The organism is Spirosoma areae (assembly GCF_054781775.1).
Genome location: NZ_BAAGTT010000056.1, coordinates 101,599 through 120,518, shown reverse-complemented (window position 1 = coordinate 120,518; position 18,920 = coordinate 101,599). Strand labels below are relative to the sequence as shown.

Sequence of the window (18,920 nt, the reverse complement as noted above, 5' to 3'; positions counted from 1 at the left end):
GGTAGCAGTGGAAATTGCAGCCATCCGCCAGTTACTTAAAGAGGTTCTATACGTATCCAGTCTGAACGCAACAACAAGCAAGTTTCCTGCGTACTGATTAAGTAAAAACCAATAGTCTGTATGCGAATGCGTAGATCGTTCATGTTTAGTCTCGTCGCCTTGCTGACCAGCATTTTGACGATTGTTTCCTGTCAGAAAAACGACACGACTGCTTCGGCAGCCGTTTCCGTCCTTTCCTGTGGCTCGGCCACTTTTTCAGCCAGGTTAACTGCCACGCAGGTGGCAACGGTGCAGTTGGCATACGCCAAAACGGATGCCGTCAGCTAATCGAATCTGCCGCAGGCACGGACCCAGACTAAGCGCGTCGGTATCAATTTGGGAGCCCTCAACACCACACAACTGGCAGCCGCCAAAGCCATATTAGCTGCTGTGCTGGTCCAGGGCGTAGCCAACGAGGGCTACCATGAAATGGAAGGGAGTCTGGCCGCCGATGATTATTTAGCTGCCAACGGTGGCTCGACCTACGGATATGGCAACTATTATATAACTTTCTTAGGTATACTCAGTCTGGCGTGAGCAGCACCGGTGACCGAATTGACGCCGAGGTGCAGATTCCCCTCAGCGAATTACAGGCGGCTTTCAGTCATGCCATCAACGATTCGTCCAGCGGAGTCCAACGCGGCCCCCTGCTCGCCCGGCTTGGTCCCCAATTGCGGGCCTACCTGACGGAACACATTCGTCCCCAAAGTCCTGACGGGCGAAGCTGGACTGTATCGGTCGGTACGCTGGCCATCCAGGAAAGCCAGCACCCAATTAATGGTGCGTACCGCGAACTAACCGCGCAGGTTCGGCTGGCCCCTGTTGGCGAGGATGTTCGGCGGTTCGTATTTCGGTATGATGCGGTGTCTATTCTGGTGTCAATCAGCACATTTGTGATAGCTACTTCCAACCGCCACCCAATGCCCGGTACGTATTGATTTGGGCATTCAGTTGTTGCATTCGGGTTTCAATAAGCTCTATTCTCGCTTCCAATACGTCACGCTGAGTTAGCAGCACTTCCATATAATCAGCTCTGGCAGAGGTGAATAACTTGAGCGATATAGTAGTCGACTGGGTAAGCGCCTGCACCTGATTGGCCTTCATCGTATATTTTTGGCCCAGGTTCGTGATGTTTGCCAACTGATTGGCAACCTCGATATACGCTTTCAGCACCGTTCGCTCATAATCATAAACGGCCTGTATCTGCCTGGCATTGGCACTTTTATAGGTGGCCGTGATCGCGTTTTTATTAACTAATGGTCCAACTAAATCGCCTAACAACGACGCAAATATCGATTCTGGAATCGTTGCCAAATAAATAGGGTTGTACGACATCACGCCCAACGCGCCTGTAAGACGTAACGAAGGGTAAAAATTGGCTCTCGCTACGGTCACATCCAGTTTGGCAGCTTCCAGCCTCAATTCCGCTTGTCGGACATCCGGGCGATTCTCTACTAACTGTGATGGAACACCGGCCAGCATGGTAGTAGGGGTCAAGGCACTAAAATTCTGAGAATTTCGCTGCACAGGTTGCGGAAATCGACCCAGTAAGAAGTTAATCCGGTTTTCCATTTCGACGATCTTCTGCTGAATTTCGTACTGAAGACTTTGTGTTTTAAATACTTCGGCCTCAAAACGGCGTACCGCCAGTTCGGTCACTTTGGCGGCTTCTTTCTCCTGCTTTATTATTCTGAGCGCATTGGTCAGAATATCGATATTCTGCCGGATAATATCCAGTTGATTATCAAGCGCCATCAGCTCATAATACGAAGTGGCAATTTCGGCTACCAGGTTAGTAATCTGGAAGTTTTTGCCTTCAACAGACGCCAGGTAACCAGCAACTGCCGCTTTCCTGGCATTGCGTAGTTTGCGCCAAATATCTACTTCCCAACTGGCAAAGGCTCCTATATACGTGTTGGGTAAAACAGATGGCGTTGGTTTGCCGGGTTTAATCTCCGACACCTCATCACTCGCCCCCTTGCTGGTGTAGCGGGATACTTTTTCGACGCCAGCGCCCCCGCCCAATGTAACGAACGGTAAATAGTCACCTTGCCTGGCCAGTATTTCGTTATTAGAAATCTGAATCTCCTGTAACGTAATATTGAGTTCCTGATTGTGATACAAAGCCGTATCAATCAGGGCCGCCAGGTAGGGATCCGTGAAGTACTGCTTCCAGGTAGTTTTTGCCGAATTGGTAGAATCCTGCGAGCTGTTATAACTCGCAGGGACATTCCTGTTCTCGGTTTTTTGCACTAAGCGCGGTACAGTGCAACCGATAGGAAATAGGGTTATGAGCACTATCCCTACCCAATTCATAGTTCGTTTATTAGTCATTGACTTCACTTTCTTCAGGTTGGGGGAAAAGGTCTATTGAATGAACCAGATTGTCGGTTAACGAATCATCTTCTTCACCCTTAATCATGCTGCGGCCATCGGCCAGGCTGCCAAATATGTAGTACAATCCGGGAATGATAATAACCCCGAAAATGGTGCCGAATAACATACCACCCAGGGCCGAAGCACCAATGGTCCGGTTACCGATAGCCCCGGCACCCGTGGCACCAATCAACGGGATTAAGCCAGCTACAAAGGCGAAGGAGGTCATCAGGATAGGCCGGAAACGAACCCTGGCCCCTTCAATGGCTGCGTTCAGAATGGTTTCGCCCTGCTGCCGCTTCTGAACGGCAAATTCGACGATCAGTACAGCATTTTTACCCAACAAGCCGACCAGCATGATGAGGCCGATCTGGGCGTAGATGTTGTTCTCCAACCCCATCAGCTTGAGCAGTAGAAATGTGCCAAAGACCCCCACAGGCAGCGATAAGACTACGGCGAAGGGGATGATAAAACTTTCGTACTGAGCGGCCAGCACAAAATAGACAAAGGCCAGGACAATCAGGAACACATACAGAGCCTCATTCCCCCGGATCGATTCATCGTAGGACAGCCCTTCAAACGCAATATCGTACCCTCTTGGCAGCGTTTTGCCAGCCACCTCCCGGATGGCAGCGATGGCCTCTGCCGTGGTATAGCCCTTCGCGGGCTGGCCCTGAATGGCGGCTGAATTGTATAAATTGAACCGGGTGATTTCGTTGGGACCCTGGCCTTTCTTCAGCGTCATGAAGGCCGAATAGGGCACCATTTCACCCGCATCGTTTTTGACAAACAGCTTTAAAATATCGGATGGCAGCCTCCGGAAACTGGGATCGGACTGCACGTACACTTTGAAAAACTGATTAAACTTAATAAACCCCTGTTCGTAGGTACTGCCAATCATGATATTCAGGTTATCCATCGCTTTCCCGATGGATACGCCTTTTTGCATGGCTAAGTTATTGTTGATCTCCAGTTCGTATTGCGGATAATTCGCGGCAAAGAAGGTAAACAAGCCCGTAAGCTCTTTACGCTTGCCCAGATTGTCCATGAATTCCTTGTTGATTTTGTCAAACTCCCGGTAGTCCGTATCGGTTGTTTTATCCAGCAGGCGCATCGAAAAACCGCCTGACGTACCAAATCCTGGAATGGCTGGTGGTTCAAAGAATTCGATGGTAGCCCCAAGCCCCTTCGATTTCTCCTCTAACTCTTCCATGATTTCCTTCACGTTCTTGTCGCGGTCCGACCAGTTTTTCAGGTTAATCAGACACGTACCGGCGTTGGACCCCCGGCCTTCGGTCATAATCTCGTAACCGGCTAATGAGGATACCGTTTCCACGCCCTCAACTTCTTTACAAATTTTCTGAAGCCGCTGAGAAACCTGGTTCGTTTTTTCTAAGGTAGACCCCGGTGGCGTCTGGATAATGGCATAAATCGTACTCTGGTCTTCGTTCGGAATAAACCCGGCCGGCAGCACCTTATTCACGTAGACTGTTCCCAGACAGAAGGCTATCAATATGCCGAACGTTACGACCCGTCGGCTGACGATTAACCGTAACAGGCCCACATACCGTCCGGTCAGTTTATCGAAACCCCGGTTGAAACTATCGAGCGCGCGAGTCAGCAGGTTTTTCTTTCGGGCATGGCCATGATGGTTTTTCAACAACATGGCACACAAAACGGGGGTAAGCGTCAGGGCGATCAGGCCCGAAATCACAATGGAGCTGGCCATCGTGATAGAGAACTGCCGGTAAAAGGTACCGACCGGCCCCGACATAAACGAAATGGGCACGAACACCGCTACCATCACCAGCGTAATGGCGATAATGGCTCCGCTAATCTCACCCAGTACCTTTTTAACCGCATTATAAGGCGTTATATGCGGATCTTCTTCAAACTTGGCATGGACAGCCTCGACCACCACAATCGCGTTATCGACCACAATACCGATGGCCAATACTAAGGCAAAGAGCGTGATCAGATTGATGGAAAGGCCAAAAAGCTGCATCACGAAAAACGCGCCGATTAGGGATACCGGAACCGCCAGAATCGGTATCAGGGTAGAACGCCAGTCGCCCAGGAAGATGAAAACAACCAGCGCAACAAGCAGAAACGCGTCCCGCAGCGTATGCGTTACCTGTTCAATCGACGCATCCAGAAATTGAGAGACATCGTAGCTGATTTTATAGTCCATCCCCGGCGGAAAGGAGGCTTTCATGGCGTCAAGCTTCGCTTTTACCTCGGCAATAACCTCACTGGCATTGCTGCCGTAGTTTTGCCGCAACACAATGGCGGCCGAAGGCTGGCCGTCGAGGTTGGAGTAGATATCAAAGAACTCACTGCCCAGTTCAACGTGGGCTATGTCTCTCAGGTGGATGCTTTCGCCTTCCGAATTGGCCCGGATAATAATCCCTTCATATTCCTCTGGCTTGTTATACCGTCCCTTGTAGGTAAGCACATATTCAAGCGACTGGGCCGCGATACCGGAACTTTGACCGAGCCGGCCGGGTCGGCCAATGATACTTTGCTCCCCCAGGGCCTTCATGACTTCCTCAACGGAGATGCTATAGGCCCGCATCCGGTCGGGGTTTAGCCAAACGCGCATGGCATACCGCCGGCTACCCAATATCTGCGCCCTGGCGACCCCTTTGGTCCGCTGTATTTCAGGGATCATTTTAACCGTGGCGTAGTTGAATAAGAATTTTTCGTCAATACTCTTTTCCTTAGAATAAAGGTTGACATACATCAACATACTGGGTTGGATAGGCGTAATAATTACCCCTTCCCGCTGCACCAGTTCGGGCAGGAGCGGCATCACCTGGTCCACCCTGGTTTTTACCCGAATAACGGCATCATTCGGGTCCGTACCGGGTTCAAATATAATTCGGAGGGTAGCCTCACCCGCGCTGGTGGCATCGGTCGCGATATAGCGCATATCCTGGACCCCGTTGATCGCCTGTTCCAGCGTAATCAGCGTGGATTTCACCAGGACATCGGCACTGGATCCGGGATAAGCAATAAATATATTGACCGTTGTGGGCGCAATGTCCGGGAATTGAGAAATGGGCAGCTTCGTGATCGCCAGAACACCTATAAAGACGATCATGACCGATATGACAATAGCGAATACCGGTCGGCGTATGAATTTAGAAAACATGTCTTCTATTGAATGGATAATGAGTAATGAATAATGAGTAATGAATGATGTAAAATGAACAACTAAATCTCTGCTATACAGCCGGGTATTCACTATTCATTCTGCATTATCCATTGTGCATTTCCTTACTCGGCGTATAGATCTAAATGAGAAATGACAGCGTTAGGCTGCACGAACTTGGCGTGTATTTTTTCGTTTTCCCGTACCTGACGCAGGCCTTCCAACAGGATCCTGTCCTCTTTATTCAGGCCAGTTTTGACCACGAAGATGTAGGGCATCTCTGCGGCTATGGTAATTTCCCGTGAGCGAATCTTGTTGTCTTTATCCACTACGTAGACATATTTCTTTTCGAGCACTTCAAAGGTGGCTTTCTGCGGGATAATCAGGGCATTCTTAAGCGGTATGGTCATGCGAACATTACCCGTTTCGCCGTGGCGCAGGAGCCCTTTCGGATTCGGGAAGGTGGCCCGGAACGCAATATTTCCGGTTTCATTGTTGAAATCAGCTTCGATGGTTTGCACAACACCCGGCTGGTCGAACAGTTGATTGTTCGCCATCATTAAATTGACGTGCTTTATATTGTCCTGATCGGCGTGGGTTTTAAAATCCAGGTATTCTGCTTCCGGTACGTTGAAATACACCCACATCTTGCTGTTGTCGGATAGCGTCGTCAGCAGATCGCCCTCATCGACTAAGCTTCCCAGCCGGACCTGGAAGTGGTCCATAATGCCGCTGAAGGGTGCTTTGATCGTGGTGAACTGTAGGTGCGTCTGGGCCAGCGATACATCGGCCTTTACCTTATCGAACTTGGCCTTAGCCAGTGCCAGTTCATTCTTTGAGACGATGTTGCTGTCGGCTAATTGTTTGGTGTTCTGGTACTCGATACCCACGTAGTTGGCTTCGGCCTGTGATTTTTGCAGCTCCGCATTGTAAATCACGGGCATTATCTGGAACATAAGCTGCCCCTGTTTCACGTGCTGCCCTTCGTCCACATAAATCTTTTGCAGGTAGCCTTTCTCCAAAGCCCTCAGTTCAATGTGCTGGATTGAATGAATTTGACACACGTAGTCTTTGGTAACCGTTGTATCCCTCTTCAACGGGCTGGTTACCTGATACTCGACTACTTCTGCTTTTTCTTCTGCTTTTGATGAACAGCCGACATTGCTCAGCAAGGCACATAAGCTTGAAAGCAGGAAAACTCGGTTTAAATCAATCTTACGTGGCATAACTAAACAGTAAGGAGTTGTTGTAAGGTTAAAAGGATTAGTTAGAAGGGGTATGCTGAACGGTGACGACCTGGCCCGGCAGTGGGCGGGGCATTTGCCCAGTTGATGAATCAGCCGAACCAACGACGCGGCTGTCTTTCGATGGGTTGACTTGCTGGCAATCGGAAAGTTGCCGCTGCCAAAGTCCGTCGTTCACCGCGTGGACTGAACTGCCTGACTCATCGTCATAGATGCTTCGCTGACGGCTTTGCTTAGACAGCAGAAATCCATTGAACGCCAGAGAAAGCGCCAGGGCCAGCCCAAAGCCATAGAGCAAAATCGAAGGAAAATACCGGCGTCGCATTACTTGTATCCGTCTTAACGGATGCAAAGCAAGCTCTGTAACATTAAAACGACGTGAGAAGGAAATTAGAATGTATTAGAAAGATTCAACTTATAGTGAAAGCATGAAGTCTATTAGTATTTTTCTATTAAAATAATTATATTTATTATCTTAAATAGCTAATTTGTTTCTTCTCCCGCCTGACACACGGTAAAACACAGCAACAGCCTGTAAGTAGTATTTACCCGAATTGAGTAGCCCGAAGCAGAACCGGGGTAGGAGCCGAGGCTGGCATATTTACGCCTGACTGGGCAAACGAATAGCAACGGAAGTCCCCTGGTCTACGTCGGAAGTAATCTGGATGCTCCCCTGGTGCAGGTCTATAATTTTCTGCGTTAGGGCCAGACCAATCCCATAGCCAGGCACGCCATCCGAATTTTTCCCCCGGTAAAGCGGATCAAGTATGTGCGGGGCATCGGCTTCGGCAATGCCGCGCCCCTGGTCCACCACCGTCACGATAACCTGTTCTTTGTTGACTTTTAGCCGTATGGAAACCGCTTCGGTGGAGTATTTGCAGGCGTTATCCAGCACATTCAAAAAAGCCGTCGTCAGCAGCGTCGCGTTGCCTTTTACCGTAAACGATTCTTCCTCAGCCGTTATAAATCGAAGCGGCAGGCTCCGCCCCGGATATTTAGCCTGCACCTGTCCAATGGCGGTAAGCAGGCAATCGTCCACCTGAACGGCCGTCAGGGCAACGGTTCCGTCGGTGACTTTGGCTAAACCCAGCAGTCCGTTGGTTAAGGCAATCACTTTTTTTAGCTCATCAACGGCGATTTCCATACTGTCGTGCCAGTCGGCGGGGTTCTGGTCGTAGCGTAGGGAGGTTTCCAGCGTACCCAGCATGTTGGTGAGCGGAGTGCGTAGTTCGTGGGATGCATGGGCCACAAAGCTGCGTTGGGAAACAAACGCATCTTCCAGCCGAAACAGCATCTGGTTGAACGTCATGGCGAGTTGAGCGATTTCATCCCGGCGATTCCCTTCATTCACCCGTTTATCCAGATGTGTAGCGGTGATCTGCTCTACTTCATCCACAATCTGGGAGATGGGCTGCAGCACCCGCCCCGAGAAATACCAGCCGGCCAGCACAATCAGGGTAAAGCCCAGCAGATTAGCCAGCAGCAGGATCTGTTGCAGTGCACTCAGTTTAGCAAAGCCGATCCGGTCATAGCCGGAGGCAAAAATGTAAAACAGTTGCCCCCGGTCCCGGTACGGAATCACAATGGACTCAAGGTGACCATTTTTGAATTCGAATAAGGATTCGGTGGCCAGCAGCGGTATCTTTTCTTTATAATAATCCGATTCTTTCAGGGTTCGGTTCGTAAAGACCAGATTGTGCTGGTCATCGTAAATGCTGATCTGCTCCTCCACGATGGTGAGCAGGTCGGTACGCACCATGTTCTTAAAGAAGTCATCGTGCAAATGCCGCCGGGAAATCAGGACCCGTCCGGCCACGCGGGCTTTCGACTCCAGCCGACTGTAGAATTCCTCCTGTCGGTACAGCGAATAGAAGTACCACACCAGTATCGACAGGGTGAGTTGGATGGCCGTAGCCAGCAACGTGAAAATGATCGTCAGGCGATTCCGAATGAGCATAATTGGGTTTGTAAGCGTGGTGTAGGATAAAGGCTGTATGAAGTATGCACGGCTACGGTCAGCTTATCGTTCATACAGCCTTTATCCTGTCTAGTTCAGCCTTCCCGCAGAACATACCCCATGCCAACGATAGTGTGCAGCAGCTTAGGCGAAAAATCTTTGTCAATTTTCTTGCGTAAGTAGCTGATATACACGTCAATAATGTTGGTGCTGCTATCGAAATTCAGGCTCCAGACCCGCTCGCTGATATCCACCCGCGAAATAATTTTTCCCTTATTGAGCATCAGGTATTCGATCAAAGCGTATTCGCGGGTGGTCAGGTCGATGCGTTTGCCAGCCCGCGTCACGGTTTTGCCATCTAAGTTCAATTCCAGATCGGCCAGCCGGAGTACCTGCTTCTGCCTGGAGCCGTTCCGGCGGGTCAATGCCCTAACGCGCAAAAGCAATTCCTGAAATTCAAACGGTTTAGCTAAGTAGTCATCAGCCCCGGCGTTGAAGCCATCCGACTTGTCGGCCAGGCTGTCCAGCGCGGTCAGCATCAGCACGGGTACGGCCTCATTTTCTGACCGAATCAACCGGCACAACTCGAAGCCGTTCATCTGTGGCAGATTGACATCCAGCAGGATAATATCGTAAACATCCCGGCGAAACAGCGACAGGCCGATACGTCCATCGTAAGCTATTTCAACTTCGTAGCCTTCGGCCGACATACCTTTTCGGATAAACGAGGCCAGCCGCTCTTCGTCTTCAACCAAAAGGATTTTCATGAACACAGCTATTGGTGAATGAGTGCGTTACATTGGTATTGGCTTACGTTTCCGGCCTTTGCTTTGCCGGTGAGCCAGGTCAGCCGGACTCGTCAAGCGAAGCAAAGATACGCAGGATTAGTTTTCGGGCAGGGTAGTCTATGATCACTGGCTAACCTATTGTTTTAGTAGATTAACCAGCCGCTTCATGAAGCCATTGGTGTTCTGGGGGCCGGTTCGACCCCCTGTTTGCCTAATCGGCCCCTGTTTTTATGAAAATAAATTCCGGTGACCTGAAATTAAGTAAATTTAGGCAACTACATATTCAGACGAACATGAACGAAATCAAAAAAGAAGATATCAAACAGGAAGTGTTTGACCTTTATGATGACTATGCCCACAACCGGGTCGATCGGCGTGAGTTTGTGCAGAAACTGTCTGCCTATGCGGTGGGCGGCCTTACCGTGGCATCACTGATGGGCTTTCTCATGCCCGATTACAATGGCGCTATCCAAATTAAAGCCGATGATCCTCGCTTAAAATCAGACTACGTCAATTACCCCTCTCCAAAAGGGGGCGGCACCATCAAAGCCCTGGTGTCGATGCCAGCGGATGCGAAAACGAAACTCGGCGGCATTGTTGTTGTACACGAAAACCGGGGGTTAAATCCCCACATTGCCGATGTAGCCAGGCGAGCGGCTCTGGCTGGCTTTATTTCGATTGCCCCGGATGCGCTAACCCCCCTGGGCGGCTATCCGGGTACTGACGATGAGGGCCGCGCGCTGCAAAGCAAACGGGACAGGAATGAAATGCTGGAAGATTTTATAGCCGCCAATGACTATCTAAAAACGCATAAAGCCGCTAATGGGAAAATTGGTGTTGTCGGTTTTTGCTTTGGGGGGTGGATTGCCAACATGATGGCCGTGCACATCCCCGATTTAGCGGCATCCGTTCCGTTTTATGGCGGTCAGCCAGCCAGCGAAGATGTTCCAAAAATAAAGGCTCCTCTCCTGTTGCATTATGGTGAGCTGGATAAAGGCGTCAATGCGGGTTGGCCAGCCTATGAAGCCGCTTTAAAACAGAATAATAAAGACTACACGGCTTATGTGTATGCCAATGCCAATCATGGCTTTCATAACGATACGACCCCTCGGTATGATAAAGCAGCCGCCGAACTGGCCTGGAAACGTACCATTGACTTTTTCAAGGCGAAATTGACGTAACCAAGAGAGCCATCCAGGGCGTAACAGGAGGTGTCTGTCAATAGCCTTATTTTTATCATAAGCCTCCATTCATACCGACCGCCGTTCTTTAGCAGCGGTCGGTATGAATTAACTAACCATGTTCCGCAGTAAGCTTCGACGGTTGTACTTGCCCGACGGCCGCTTATGTATTGAAATGCTGTTTGATTTTCGTAAGTATTGCTTTGAAATTCGTTAAATAAGCGGTTGACCATCAGCTACTTTTGCTACGGAGACACTAAGCAAACACGTTGATGAAACCGAATTACAGTAAAGTATTACCCCTGTTTATTCTGCTGACTATCGCTCATCTTTCTTTTTCGCAGACGACCGATAGCAGCAGGTATATCGGTCATTTTGGAGGGGCTGTCAGCGTTACCAATAACGGAATATCCCTGATACCCACGTTTTCACTGGGCGAACCGGCGGCTATATTCGATCTGTCAGTGGGAGGCCGAAAACTCAGTTTTGAACCGCAATTTCGATTTTCACTGGACGGAAAACCCTGGTCTTTCCTGTTTTGGTGGCGCTACAAACTGCTACATGCAAATAAGCTTCGCGTTACGATTGGGGCGCATCCTGCCCTTAATTTCAAAACCACATTTATGGCCATTAATGGGGATGTTCATGACGTGCTCGTGACGCGACGCTATCTGGCTGGAGAACTGGCTCCCAATTATTTCCTGACCAAAACCATCAGCGTCGGCATGTACTACCTGTATTCGCATGGCTTTGATCAGGGCGCCACCAAGAACACGCATTTTCTGACCGTCAACAGTAGTTTGTCAAACATCAAACTCTCCAATCAATTTTTCCTGCGGAGTAATCCGCAAGTCTACTACCTGAAATTAGATGAGCAGGACGGATTTTATGTTAATTCGACGGTTACACTAACAAAGCGAAATTTTCCGCTTTCTCTCTCGGCCATTGGTAATAAAACCATTCACACAACTATTACGGCCAGTAAAGATTTTGTCTGGAATGCAACGTTAGTGTACTCGTTTACGAAAAATTATGCCCGAATGTAGCTAAGGTTTCCTGTCAATTTAGGCCCGATTCTGTTTGAAAATTGTACGTTTACAGCATGGATATGGTCGAGTCAATCGAAGAATTTTATAACAGGAAACTGGATTGGATGCCCGATACGATCCGGAACGAAATCGGGCATTTCAACGTGTTTCCGTTAGACCCCTTCGTGGGCGACCGAGCGAAGCCCGTTCCCTATAAACGGCGTGATTTTTACAAAATCATGCTGAGCGTTGGGGGTAGCCAGGTCCATTACGCCGATAAGGTAGTTGCTGTACAGAAGCAGGCATTATCGTTTTCTAATCCACAACTGCCCTATAAGTGGGAGCACACAGATAGTATTCGGAGAGGATTCTTCTGTATTTTCAATCAGCACTTTTTTCATCAGTTCGGCAACCTGAATCAGTATTCGGTTTTCCAGCCCAATGGCAACCACATTTTCGAACTGTCGGACGAGCAGGTGAGCCAAATCGAGAAGGTTTACGAGCGTATGGTTGAGGAGATCAACTCAGATTATATTCACAAGTACGACGTTTTGCGAAACCTTGTTTTTGAACTGTTGCATTTCGCCCTGAAAATACAGCCGTTATCAACATTCGATAAACAGCCCATCAACGCATCGCAACGCATTGCTACACTGTTTTCAGAGCTTCTGGAGCGTCAGTTCCCAATTGATGACAACCACCAGAAAATAAACGTTCGCTCACCCTCCGATTTTGCCACCCAGCTAAACGTCCACGTAAACCACCTGAACCGGGCGATCAGGGAAACGACCCGCAAGACAACCTCCCAACTCATTGCCGAGCGAGTGTTACAGGAGTCAAAAATCCTGCTCAAACACAGCGCCTGGAGCGTTTCAGAAGTTGCCTACGCTTTAGGCTTTACGGAGGTAACGCATTTCAACAACTTCTTTAAGAAACATATGCAGCGAAGCCCAATGAAATTCAGGAAGGGTTGAAATTCGTAGAATAAATTTGCCTGTTTAGTCCATTTATGAAGACGTGCCCCCGTGAAAGCCCATAGTTGGGCTTTCATTATTTTTTGTCATATTCACTTCATGCAAAGCTTACTGATCGAATACGTTTATCTGATCCTGATTATTCTGGCGCTGGTCATGCTGGCCAATCGGCTCCGGTTAGCCTACCCGATTGTGCTGGTCGTGGGTGGGCTGGCGCTCAGTTTGTCGGGCCAATTTTCCAACATTACCATCAACCCGGAACTGGTCTTCTTTCTGTTCCTGCCCCCACTGCTCTATGAAGCTGCCTGGCAAGTCTCCTGGAAGGAATTCTGGCGCTGGCGACGGGTGATTACCAGCTTTGCGTTTCCTATTGTCATCATCACGTCGTGCGTGATTGCCCTGGCTTCTAATGCCCTCATTCCGGGCTTCACCCTGGCCCTGGGCTTTTTGTTGGGCGGCATCATCTCTCCGCCCGATGCCATTTCGGCAACGACCATCATGCGGCAGGTAAACGTACCCAAGTCATTGGTCAGCATCGCCGAGGGCGAGAGCCTGCTCAACGACGCGTCGTCGCTGATCGTGTTTCGGTTTGCCTTAGCCACTGTGGTGACCGGGCAGTTTGATTTTCAACAGGCCGCTACCAGTTTTGGCTTAGTCGTTTTCATGGGCATCGGAATTGGCCTGCTGGTGGGCGCCATTTTCTATGGCATTCACCGCTGGCTCCCCACCACCCCCTCTATCGAAATCGTGCTCACGCTGGTGACGCCGTACTGCATGTATTACGGGGCGGAGCATTTTCATTTTTCGGGGGTGCTGGCCGTCGTCAGCGGGGGGTTGTTTTTATCCACGCAGCGCCAACGCCTGCTGACGTATGTGAGTCGAATTCAGGGCGTCAACGTATGGACCAACTTAGTCTTTGTGCTGAATGGGTTGGTTTTTCTGCTTATTGGTCTGCAACTGCCCCCTATCGTTCGGCAACTTGGCACGGTCAGTTTGAGCAGTGCCATCGGGTATGGGATAGCCATTTCGTTGGTGCTGATGCTAACCCGACTACTTTGTACCTACGGCGCTGCCTTCTTCACCCGGTTCATAAGTCGGTTCATCACCGTGGCCGATGCGAACCCGGAATGGAAAGGCCCCCTGATTTTGGGCTGGGCCGGTATGCGCGGGGTGGTATCGCTGGCTGCTGCGCTGTCGATACCCTTACTCATCGGGGCGGGCCAGCCGTTTCCCCACCGCAACCTGATTCTCTTCATCACGTTCATCGTTATTCTGGTGACTTTAGTATTTCAGGGATTAACCCTTCCCTGGCTGATTCGGAGCCTAAAGATGGAGGATAGGCACACCGCTATACCGGAACCACAGCAGGAGCGACTCATTCAGGAGACGATTATACGGGCCTCACTTCAGTTTCTGGAGGAGGCTGGTCATGAGGCACTTTCCAACGAACATATCGCCAATCTGCACGAACGTCTGCAACTTGATCTACGTCTGCTCAATCAGGCAGAAGGAGAAATGATCAATATAGCTGGAAATGCCCGGCCTGGCTATCAACGGACGTATCTGAGCCTGTTAGGGCGGCAGCGAAGCGCGCTGAACGAGCTGAACCACCGGGCTGAGTACGATGAAGAATTGATCCGGAAATACCTTGCTTTTATTGACCTGGACGAATATAAGGTTCGGGAGAAGCTGGTTGAGGAATAACCAGCACCGGCTTTGGCTGGCGGATTGGATGCAGGCCTAAGCATCAATGAAATCACGGAAGTGCTGGTCCTATTTTCGTCCATGTTGGGGCAACCGTCAACTATTTTTTGAAACCGTCGATGGCTTTTACTTCATAAAAACCTTATTTTACTTTATATGCACTAATACGATTCGTGCCAAATGAGGGTACGTAAAGCGTTTTTGTTTTGCTGTCGTAACTAATATCGTTTGCCATTATTCGATTGGCACGACTATCCAACAACAATTGCTTTGTTCCGTCAACCTTCACATAGTATAAAATACCCTTGTAGTTGCTAATAATAAATTCATTCTCAGCGACCATCACAATGCCATCGAGTCCGCTTTAGAAACCGTCTGCAATTTTTGTGATCTCTTTATTGGCATTTACTTTTTGAAAAGTGGTCGATCCCGCTACGTATAAGTCGGTATTAACTGTCAACAAACCATTTGCGCCTGAGATGTTTTCGAGATAAAGGGTGGGTTTGTCACCTTCAATCCTGTATACCTTGCCTGTTTGCGTGTCGCTTACATAAACAACTCCTTTCGAATCCACCGCTAAATCATTTAACATGACAGCCCCTTCAATCGGAATGCGTTTTATAATTGATGCGTTGTTAACATCGATAACAGCAATCGCTGATGTTTCGGCTGTATAAAATAAACCGCTAAACAAAGCCGACCCCTTGTTGGAATCAAGACCGGTTACCCAGTCATTTTTGATAACCCTGCCATCAGGACCCATTCGCACCACAGCACCCGAACCCATGCTGGACAAATAGAGTGAATTTGATTTTGAATCAAATAATACCGACTCCGGCCCTTTTAATGTGACCGAATCGGACTCCCATAATTTCTCGAGACTGTGTTGAGCAAATACTGGTGAGCACGTCAGCACCGCGATTGCTAACAACAATAACTTTTCCATAGTAATAGAATTTAGGATTAAGCTTTTATTTCTTACTTGGCGCTTCAACGTCAGAGAAATTTAAAACAGCTTGTGGCAGACGCAAACCCTTAATCGAAATAGTCGATAATTCCTGATTGAACTGCGCCAACGTTTTCCAGCATGTGCGCCATTTGTGTTGTGCCTGGAATTGGCACGATCCACGGTTTCTGCGCCAGAAGCCATGCCAGCGAAATTTGAGCGGGAGTAGCTTGTTTTTGTGCAGCCCAGCTTTTTACCAGGTTCACGAGTGCCAGGTTGTTGGGTAGATTCTCAGGGGAGAACCGTTCTTCAATGCCGCGAATGTCGCCGGGCGCGAACCGGGTACTTGAGTCGATGGCTCCGGTCAGAAAACCTACGCCAAGTGGGCTCCAGCAAACAAAGCCGATGCCCAGTTCCTGGCAGAGTGGAAGGATGACCTCTTCCGGCCCTCGCCATAGAAGCGAATATTCGTTCTGAATAGCCGTAACCGGATGAATGGCATGTGCTCGTTTTACGGTTTGTGGTCCGGGTTCAGAAAGTCCGTAATGCAACACTTTCCCTTCTTTAATGAGATCGTTGATGGCCCCAATAACGTCTTCGATGGGAACCGCTGGATCGACACGATGTTGATATAGTAGATCAATGCGGTCGGTGCGGAGACGTTTCAGCATGCCTTCAACGACCTCTTTAATGTGTTCAGGACGGCTGTTCAGGCCCGGCAGACGCTGACCGGTTTTTTGGTCGATGTTCCAGCCGTACTTTGTTTCGATCACAATTTTGTTTCTGAAAGGTGCAATGCTTTCACCCAGAATCCGCTCGCATTCGAAGGGGTCGTAGGCTTCTGCCGTATCGAATAAGGTGACACCACTATCGAACGCTTTCCTGATGATTTTGACCATTTCGGGCCTGTAGGGGATCGTCGTTTGATAGGTACGATGCATATTCTGCACACCAAGACCAACGCTGGAAACTTCCAGTGTACCAAGCTTGCGCTTGTCCCGAATGGCGTTCGGAGCAGGCGACGCGTGCTGCCTCCATGAGACGGTATCCCGAAGTGCTTTCGCTTCAGGGGCTAACAAGGCCCCACCTGCCAGTGCCAATCCGGCCTTAAGTACGTTGCGCCGGTTTAAATCCGTATTCGCTTTGGGATTATTCGTATGCTGCATGGGTATTGGGGGCGCTAATGCTTTTCGGGTTGAATAGTTGAAAGCAGCCGGGTGAACGAGAGCGAGCCTAATTTCCAGTTGCTGCCCTCTTTCACATACACTTCCGTAACCTCGAACGGATTAGTGACCTCATTGCCGCCCACAACTGCCAACAGGGTGATTTTATTCAGGAGTATGGCTGTTGTTCCGATGATATTCACCGACACTTTCTGGATATCCGCTTTCTTATAGTGAATACCGCCAGACCTGATACTATTGACTTCCTGGTCTTTTCCCCAGGAGCCACCCATGTGGACAAAAACTGCCTTTTCGTGAAAGAGAGCCGCCAGTGTATCTGCTTTTTTCTCGGCCATCCAGCGCCATTTGTCTTTCGAGAGCTTGATGATTTCCTGCTCCGCGTTCGTGCTGTTTGAGGCCGCAGCGCTTGTTTTAATTGCCTGGGCGAAGGACGATTGCACACCCATGATTAAGAAACACAGTCCGGGAAGTAAGGCTTTCATGCTGATTTTTATCTGTTTACGATTGCTGGTTACGTTCATTATTTTTCACGTGCGTATTCCTCATCGGTTACCCGTTTGAACCAGATGGTTCTTCCTTTATGCGTGGGTGAAGTGGCTAAATAGCCAAAGCCACTTGTAGGGGTTGCCCCGTGCCAGTGTTCTATGCCGGGAGGGCATTTGATTACCTCCCCTTTCCGGACGGTTTGTTTAGGCTTACCTTTCTCCTGGTAATAACCAATACCTTCCGTAATCATCAGAATCTGGCCGGCCGGATGCGTGTGCCAGTCTAAGCGGGCACCGGGGTCAAAGGTTGCCATTGCCGTGCTAAACGTAAAGACACTGTCGGGTTCACTTAACTCATTCAGCCAGACATTACCCACATGATGAACGCCATCGGGCGATTTTGCACCTTTGGGAAAGATAGTACTGTCCTGTGCCACCGCCTGGCAGGTCAGCGCGGCCATCAGCAATAGGGTGATATACACGACTCGTTTCATAGGTTTCGTTGTGTGTTAGTTCAACTCGATAGTGAGGGTTGTCGAAACGCAGAGAACCAATCCAACCAGGGTTCCTGATTACGTCGCTGCGTTCATTCGTCCACCAATTTAACTGTCAGGCAAAGGTCTCTCCATTTCCTGGCCTGAATGGTATACAGATTACGGGTTTGACTACCAATATTCCTGATTGGGAGCAGCTATCCCTGGAGGGCTGAAAAAAGCAGTAATTTAGATGTAGATAAATTAGTAATCCTATGGATACCCTGCGACGATTTGAGACAATTGGTGATTACAACGTATTCAATAACAAGGAAACGATGCATCCGTTGGTCAGTGTAATCGACATGTCGAAGGCAAACCCACGGCAATCCGCCAACATGTACTTTGGTTTTTACACGGTCTTTTTAAAAGAGGTCAACTGTGGTGATTTGCGGTACGGAAAAAGTACCTATGATTATCAGGAAGGAACGCTGGTATTCATAGCACCCGGACAGGTAATTAACGTTGACATCACCGGAGAGATTTACCAGCCGAAAGGGTATGCACTGGTCTTTCATACTGATTTAATTCACGGCACAGCTCTGGGACGGCATATTCAGGACTACACGTTCTTCAGCTATCAATCCAATGAAGCCCTGCATGTGTCCAAACGGGAACGGGAAATGGTCCTGGATTGCTTTTCGAAAATTGATTTTGAATTACAGCACGCCATTGATAAACACAGCAAGAAGCTGATTGTCAACACTATAGAACTACTATTGAATTATTGCGTCCGGTTTTATGACCGCCAGTTCATTACCCGCAACCATGTATATGAGGGAATTTTAGAGCGGTTTGAGACGTTATTGAACGCGTATTTTCAAACCGATAAACCCCAGACGATTGGGTTGCCATCAGTCGCTTATTGTGCGGATAAATTGAATTTATCGGCCAATTATTTTGGCGACCTGATTAAAAAAGAAACCGGTAAAACCGCGCAGGAATACATTCAGGCGAAGCTGATGGATGTAGCCAAAGAACGAATATTTGACCACAGTAAATCGGTTAGTCAAATCGCCTATGAACTGGGTTTCAAATATCCCCAGCATTTTATCCGGTCGTTTAAACAACGGGTCGGCCAATCGCCCAATGAATATCGTCGGACCGCCGATGCGGATGCTGAACGAACGGATACGTCGGCCCGGCTTCCCGTTTTGGTGATGTAAAGCAGGGCATTGACGATAGCTCGTAGCGAATCGTTGCATTTGCGTTTGTTAGCAAGGATTTTCTGGATAATTTGCCAGGCAGAATCAGTAAACTTGTTTTTTGCCCGTCAATCATTTCAGAGCAGGTTAGCTTAATTCCTGTTTTGATTTTGGGTTGAAAT

18 protein-coding genes are annotated in these 18,920 nt (G+C 49.0%); 8 read left to right on the top strand and 10 right to left on the bottom strand.

The genetic code is table 11. The features are described from left to right. The first annotated feature begins 120 nt into the window (after positions 1–120). The 3 genes from ACYVI1_RS32065 to ACYVI1_RS32055 are packed head-to-tail and all read left to right on the top strand — an operon-like array spanning position 121 to position 977. On the top strand, positions 121–327 hold the full coding sequence (locus ACYVI1_RS32065) for a hypothetical protein (RefSeq protein ID WP_460915859.1): 207 nt from the start codon (positions 121–123) through the stop codon (positions 325–327). 48 nt (positions 328–375) lie between these two features. Next, entirely contained in the window at positions 376–576 is a 201-nt protein-coding gene (locus ACYVI1_RS32060; RefSeq protein ID WP_460915857.1) for a hypothetical protein, read from the top strand. Then, on the top strand, positions 573–977 hold the full coding sequence (locus ACYVI1_RS32055) for a hypothetical protein (RefSeq protein ID WP_460915856.1): 405 nt from the start codon (positions 573–575) through the stop codon (positions 975–977). The genes ACYVI1_RS32060 and ACYVI1_RS32055 overlap by 4 nt, the downstream gene beginning before the upstream one ends. Here the strand turns inward: ACYVI1_RS32055 and ACYVI1_RS32050 are convergent. The 6 genes from ACYVI1_RS32050 to ACYVI1_RS32025 all read right to left on the bottom strand — a co-directional run bounded on the left by ACYVI1_RS32050 (position 940) and on the right by ACYVI1_RS32025 (position 9,537). Beyond that, positions 940–2,373, bottom strand: coding sequence for a TolC family protein (locus tag ACYVI1_RS32050; RefSeq protein ID WP_460915854.1), 1,434 nt, complete (start codon positions 2,371–2,373; stop codon positions 940–942). The two genes, ACYVI1_RS32055 and ACYVI1_RS32050, sit on opposite strands and share 38 nt — an antisense overlap. Further along, the gene (locus ACYVI1_RS32045; RefSeq protein ID WP_460915852.1) at positions 2,366–5,569 is read right to left on the bottom strand and encodes an efflux RND transporter permease subunit; all 3,204 of its coding nucleotides are present in this window, start codon (positions 5,567–5,569) and stop codon (positions 2,366–2,368) included. The genes ACYVI1_RS32050 and ACYVI1_RS32045 overlap by 8 nt, the downstream gene beginning before the upstream one ends. A 125-nt stretch (positions 5,570–5,694) precedes the next feature. Next, positions 5,695–6,795: an efflux RND transporter periplasmic adaptor subunit gene (locus ACYVI1_RS32040; RefSeq protein WP_460915851.1), complete on the bottom strand. Its 1,101-nt coding sequence runs from the start codon at positions 6,793–6,795 to the stop codon at positions 5,695–5,697. A gap of 37 nt (positions 6,796–6,832) precedes the next feature. After that, positions 6,833–7,138 (bottom strand): hypothetical protein, encoded by a 306-nt coding sequence (locus ACYVI1_RS32035; protein WP_460915849.1) that lies wholly within the window; start codon positions 7,136–7,138, stop codon positions 6,833–6,835. Between the two features lie 276 nt (positions 7,139–7,414). Then, positions 7,415–8,770 (bottom strand): sensor histidine kinase, encoded by a 1,356-nt coding sequence (locus ACYVI1_RS32030; protein ID WP_460915848.1) that lies wholly within the window; start codon positions 8,768–8,770, stop codon positions 7,415–7,417. A 95-nt stretch (positions 8,771–8,865) separates the two neighbouring features. Next, positions 8,866–9,537, bottom strand: a complete 672-nt coding sequence (locus ACYVI1_RS32025; protein WP_460915845.1) for a response regulator — start codon at positions 9,535–9,537, stop codon at positions 8,866–8,868. 314 nt (positions 9,538–9,851) lie between these two features. Between ACYVI1_RS32025 and ACYVI1_RS32020 the strand changes: the two genes are divergently transcribed. From ACYVI1_RS32020 to ACYVI1_RS32005, 4 genes are all read left to right on the top strand, one after another. Further along, positions 9,852–10,739 (top strand): dienelactone hydrolase family protein, encoded by an 888-nt coding sequence (locus ACYVI1_RS32020; protein ID WP_460915992.1) that lies wholly within the window; start codon positions 9,852–9,854, stop codon positions 10,737–10,739. 272 nt (positions 10,740–11,011) lie between these two features. Then, positions 11,012–11,785 (top strand): hypothetical protein, encoded by a 774-nt coding sequence (locus ACYVI1_RS32015; RefSeq protein ID WP_460915843.1) that lies wholly within the window; start codon positions 11,012–11,014, stop codon positions 11,783–11,785. A gap of 56 nt (positions 11,786–11,841) precedes the next feature. Continuing rightward, complete coding sequence (locus ACYVI1_RS32010; protein WP_460915841.1) at positions 11,842–12,741, top strand: helix-turn-helix domain-containing protein; 900 nt, start codon at positions 11,842–11,844, stop codon at positions 12,739–12,741. A gap of 99 nt (positions 12,742–12,840) precedes the next feature. Continuing rightward, on the top strand, positions 12,841–14,445 hold the full coding sequence (locus ACYVI1_RS32005; RefSeq protein WP_460915839.1) for a Na+/H+ antiporter: 1,605 nt from the start codon (positions 12,841–12,843) through the stop codon (positions 14,443–14,445). A 364-nt stretch (positions 14,446–14,809) separates the two neighbouring features. Here ACYVI1_RS32005 and ACYVI1_RS32000 read toward each other — a convergent pair whose 3' ends face one another. The 4 genes from ACYVI1_RS32000 to ACYVI1_RS31985 form a co-directional block, all read right to left on the bottom strand. After that, positions 14,810–15,391 carry an SMP-30/gluconolactonase/LRE family protein gene (locus ACYVI1_RS32000; protein WP_460915837.1) on the bottom strand — a complete coding sequence of 194 codons (582 nt, stop codon included), beginning with the start codon at positions 15,389–15,391 and terminating at the stop codon, positions 14,810–14,812. An 89-nt stretch (positions 15,392–15,480) separates the two neighbouring features. Then, entirely contained in the window at positions 15,481–16,557 is a 1,077-nt protein-coding gene (locus tag ACYVI1_RS31995; RefSeq protein ID WP_460915836.1) for an aldo/keto reductase, read from the bottom strand. A gap of 14 nt (positions 16,558–16,571) precedes the next feature. Then, positions 16,572–17,057 (bottom strand): nuclear transport factor 2 family protein, encoded by a 486-nt coding sequence (locus tag ACYVI1_RS31990; protein ID WP_460915833.1) that lies wholly within the window; start codon positions 17,055–17,057, stop codon positions 16,572–16,574. Positions 17,058–17,095: 38 nt separating this feature from the next. Further along, positions 17,096–17,554 (bottom strand): cupin domain-containing protein, encoded by a 459-nt coding sequence (locus ACYVI1_RS31985; protein WP_460915831.1) that lies wholly within the window; start codon positions 17,552–17,554, stop codon positions 17,096–17,098. Between the two features lie 254 nt (positions 17,555–17,808). Between ACYVI1_RS31985 and ACYVI1_RS31980 the strand changes: the two genes are divergently transcribed. Then, complete coding sequence (locus ACYVI1_RS31980) at positions 17,809–18,759, top strand: helix-turn-helix domain-containing protein (protein WP_460915829.1); 951 nt, start codon at positions 17,809–17,811, stop codon at positions 18,757–18,759. The last annotated feature ends 161 nt before the right edge of the window (positions 18,760–18,920 follow it).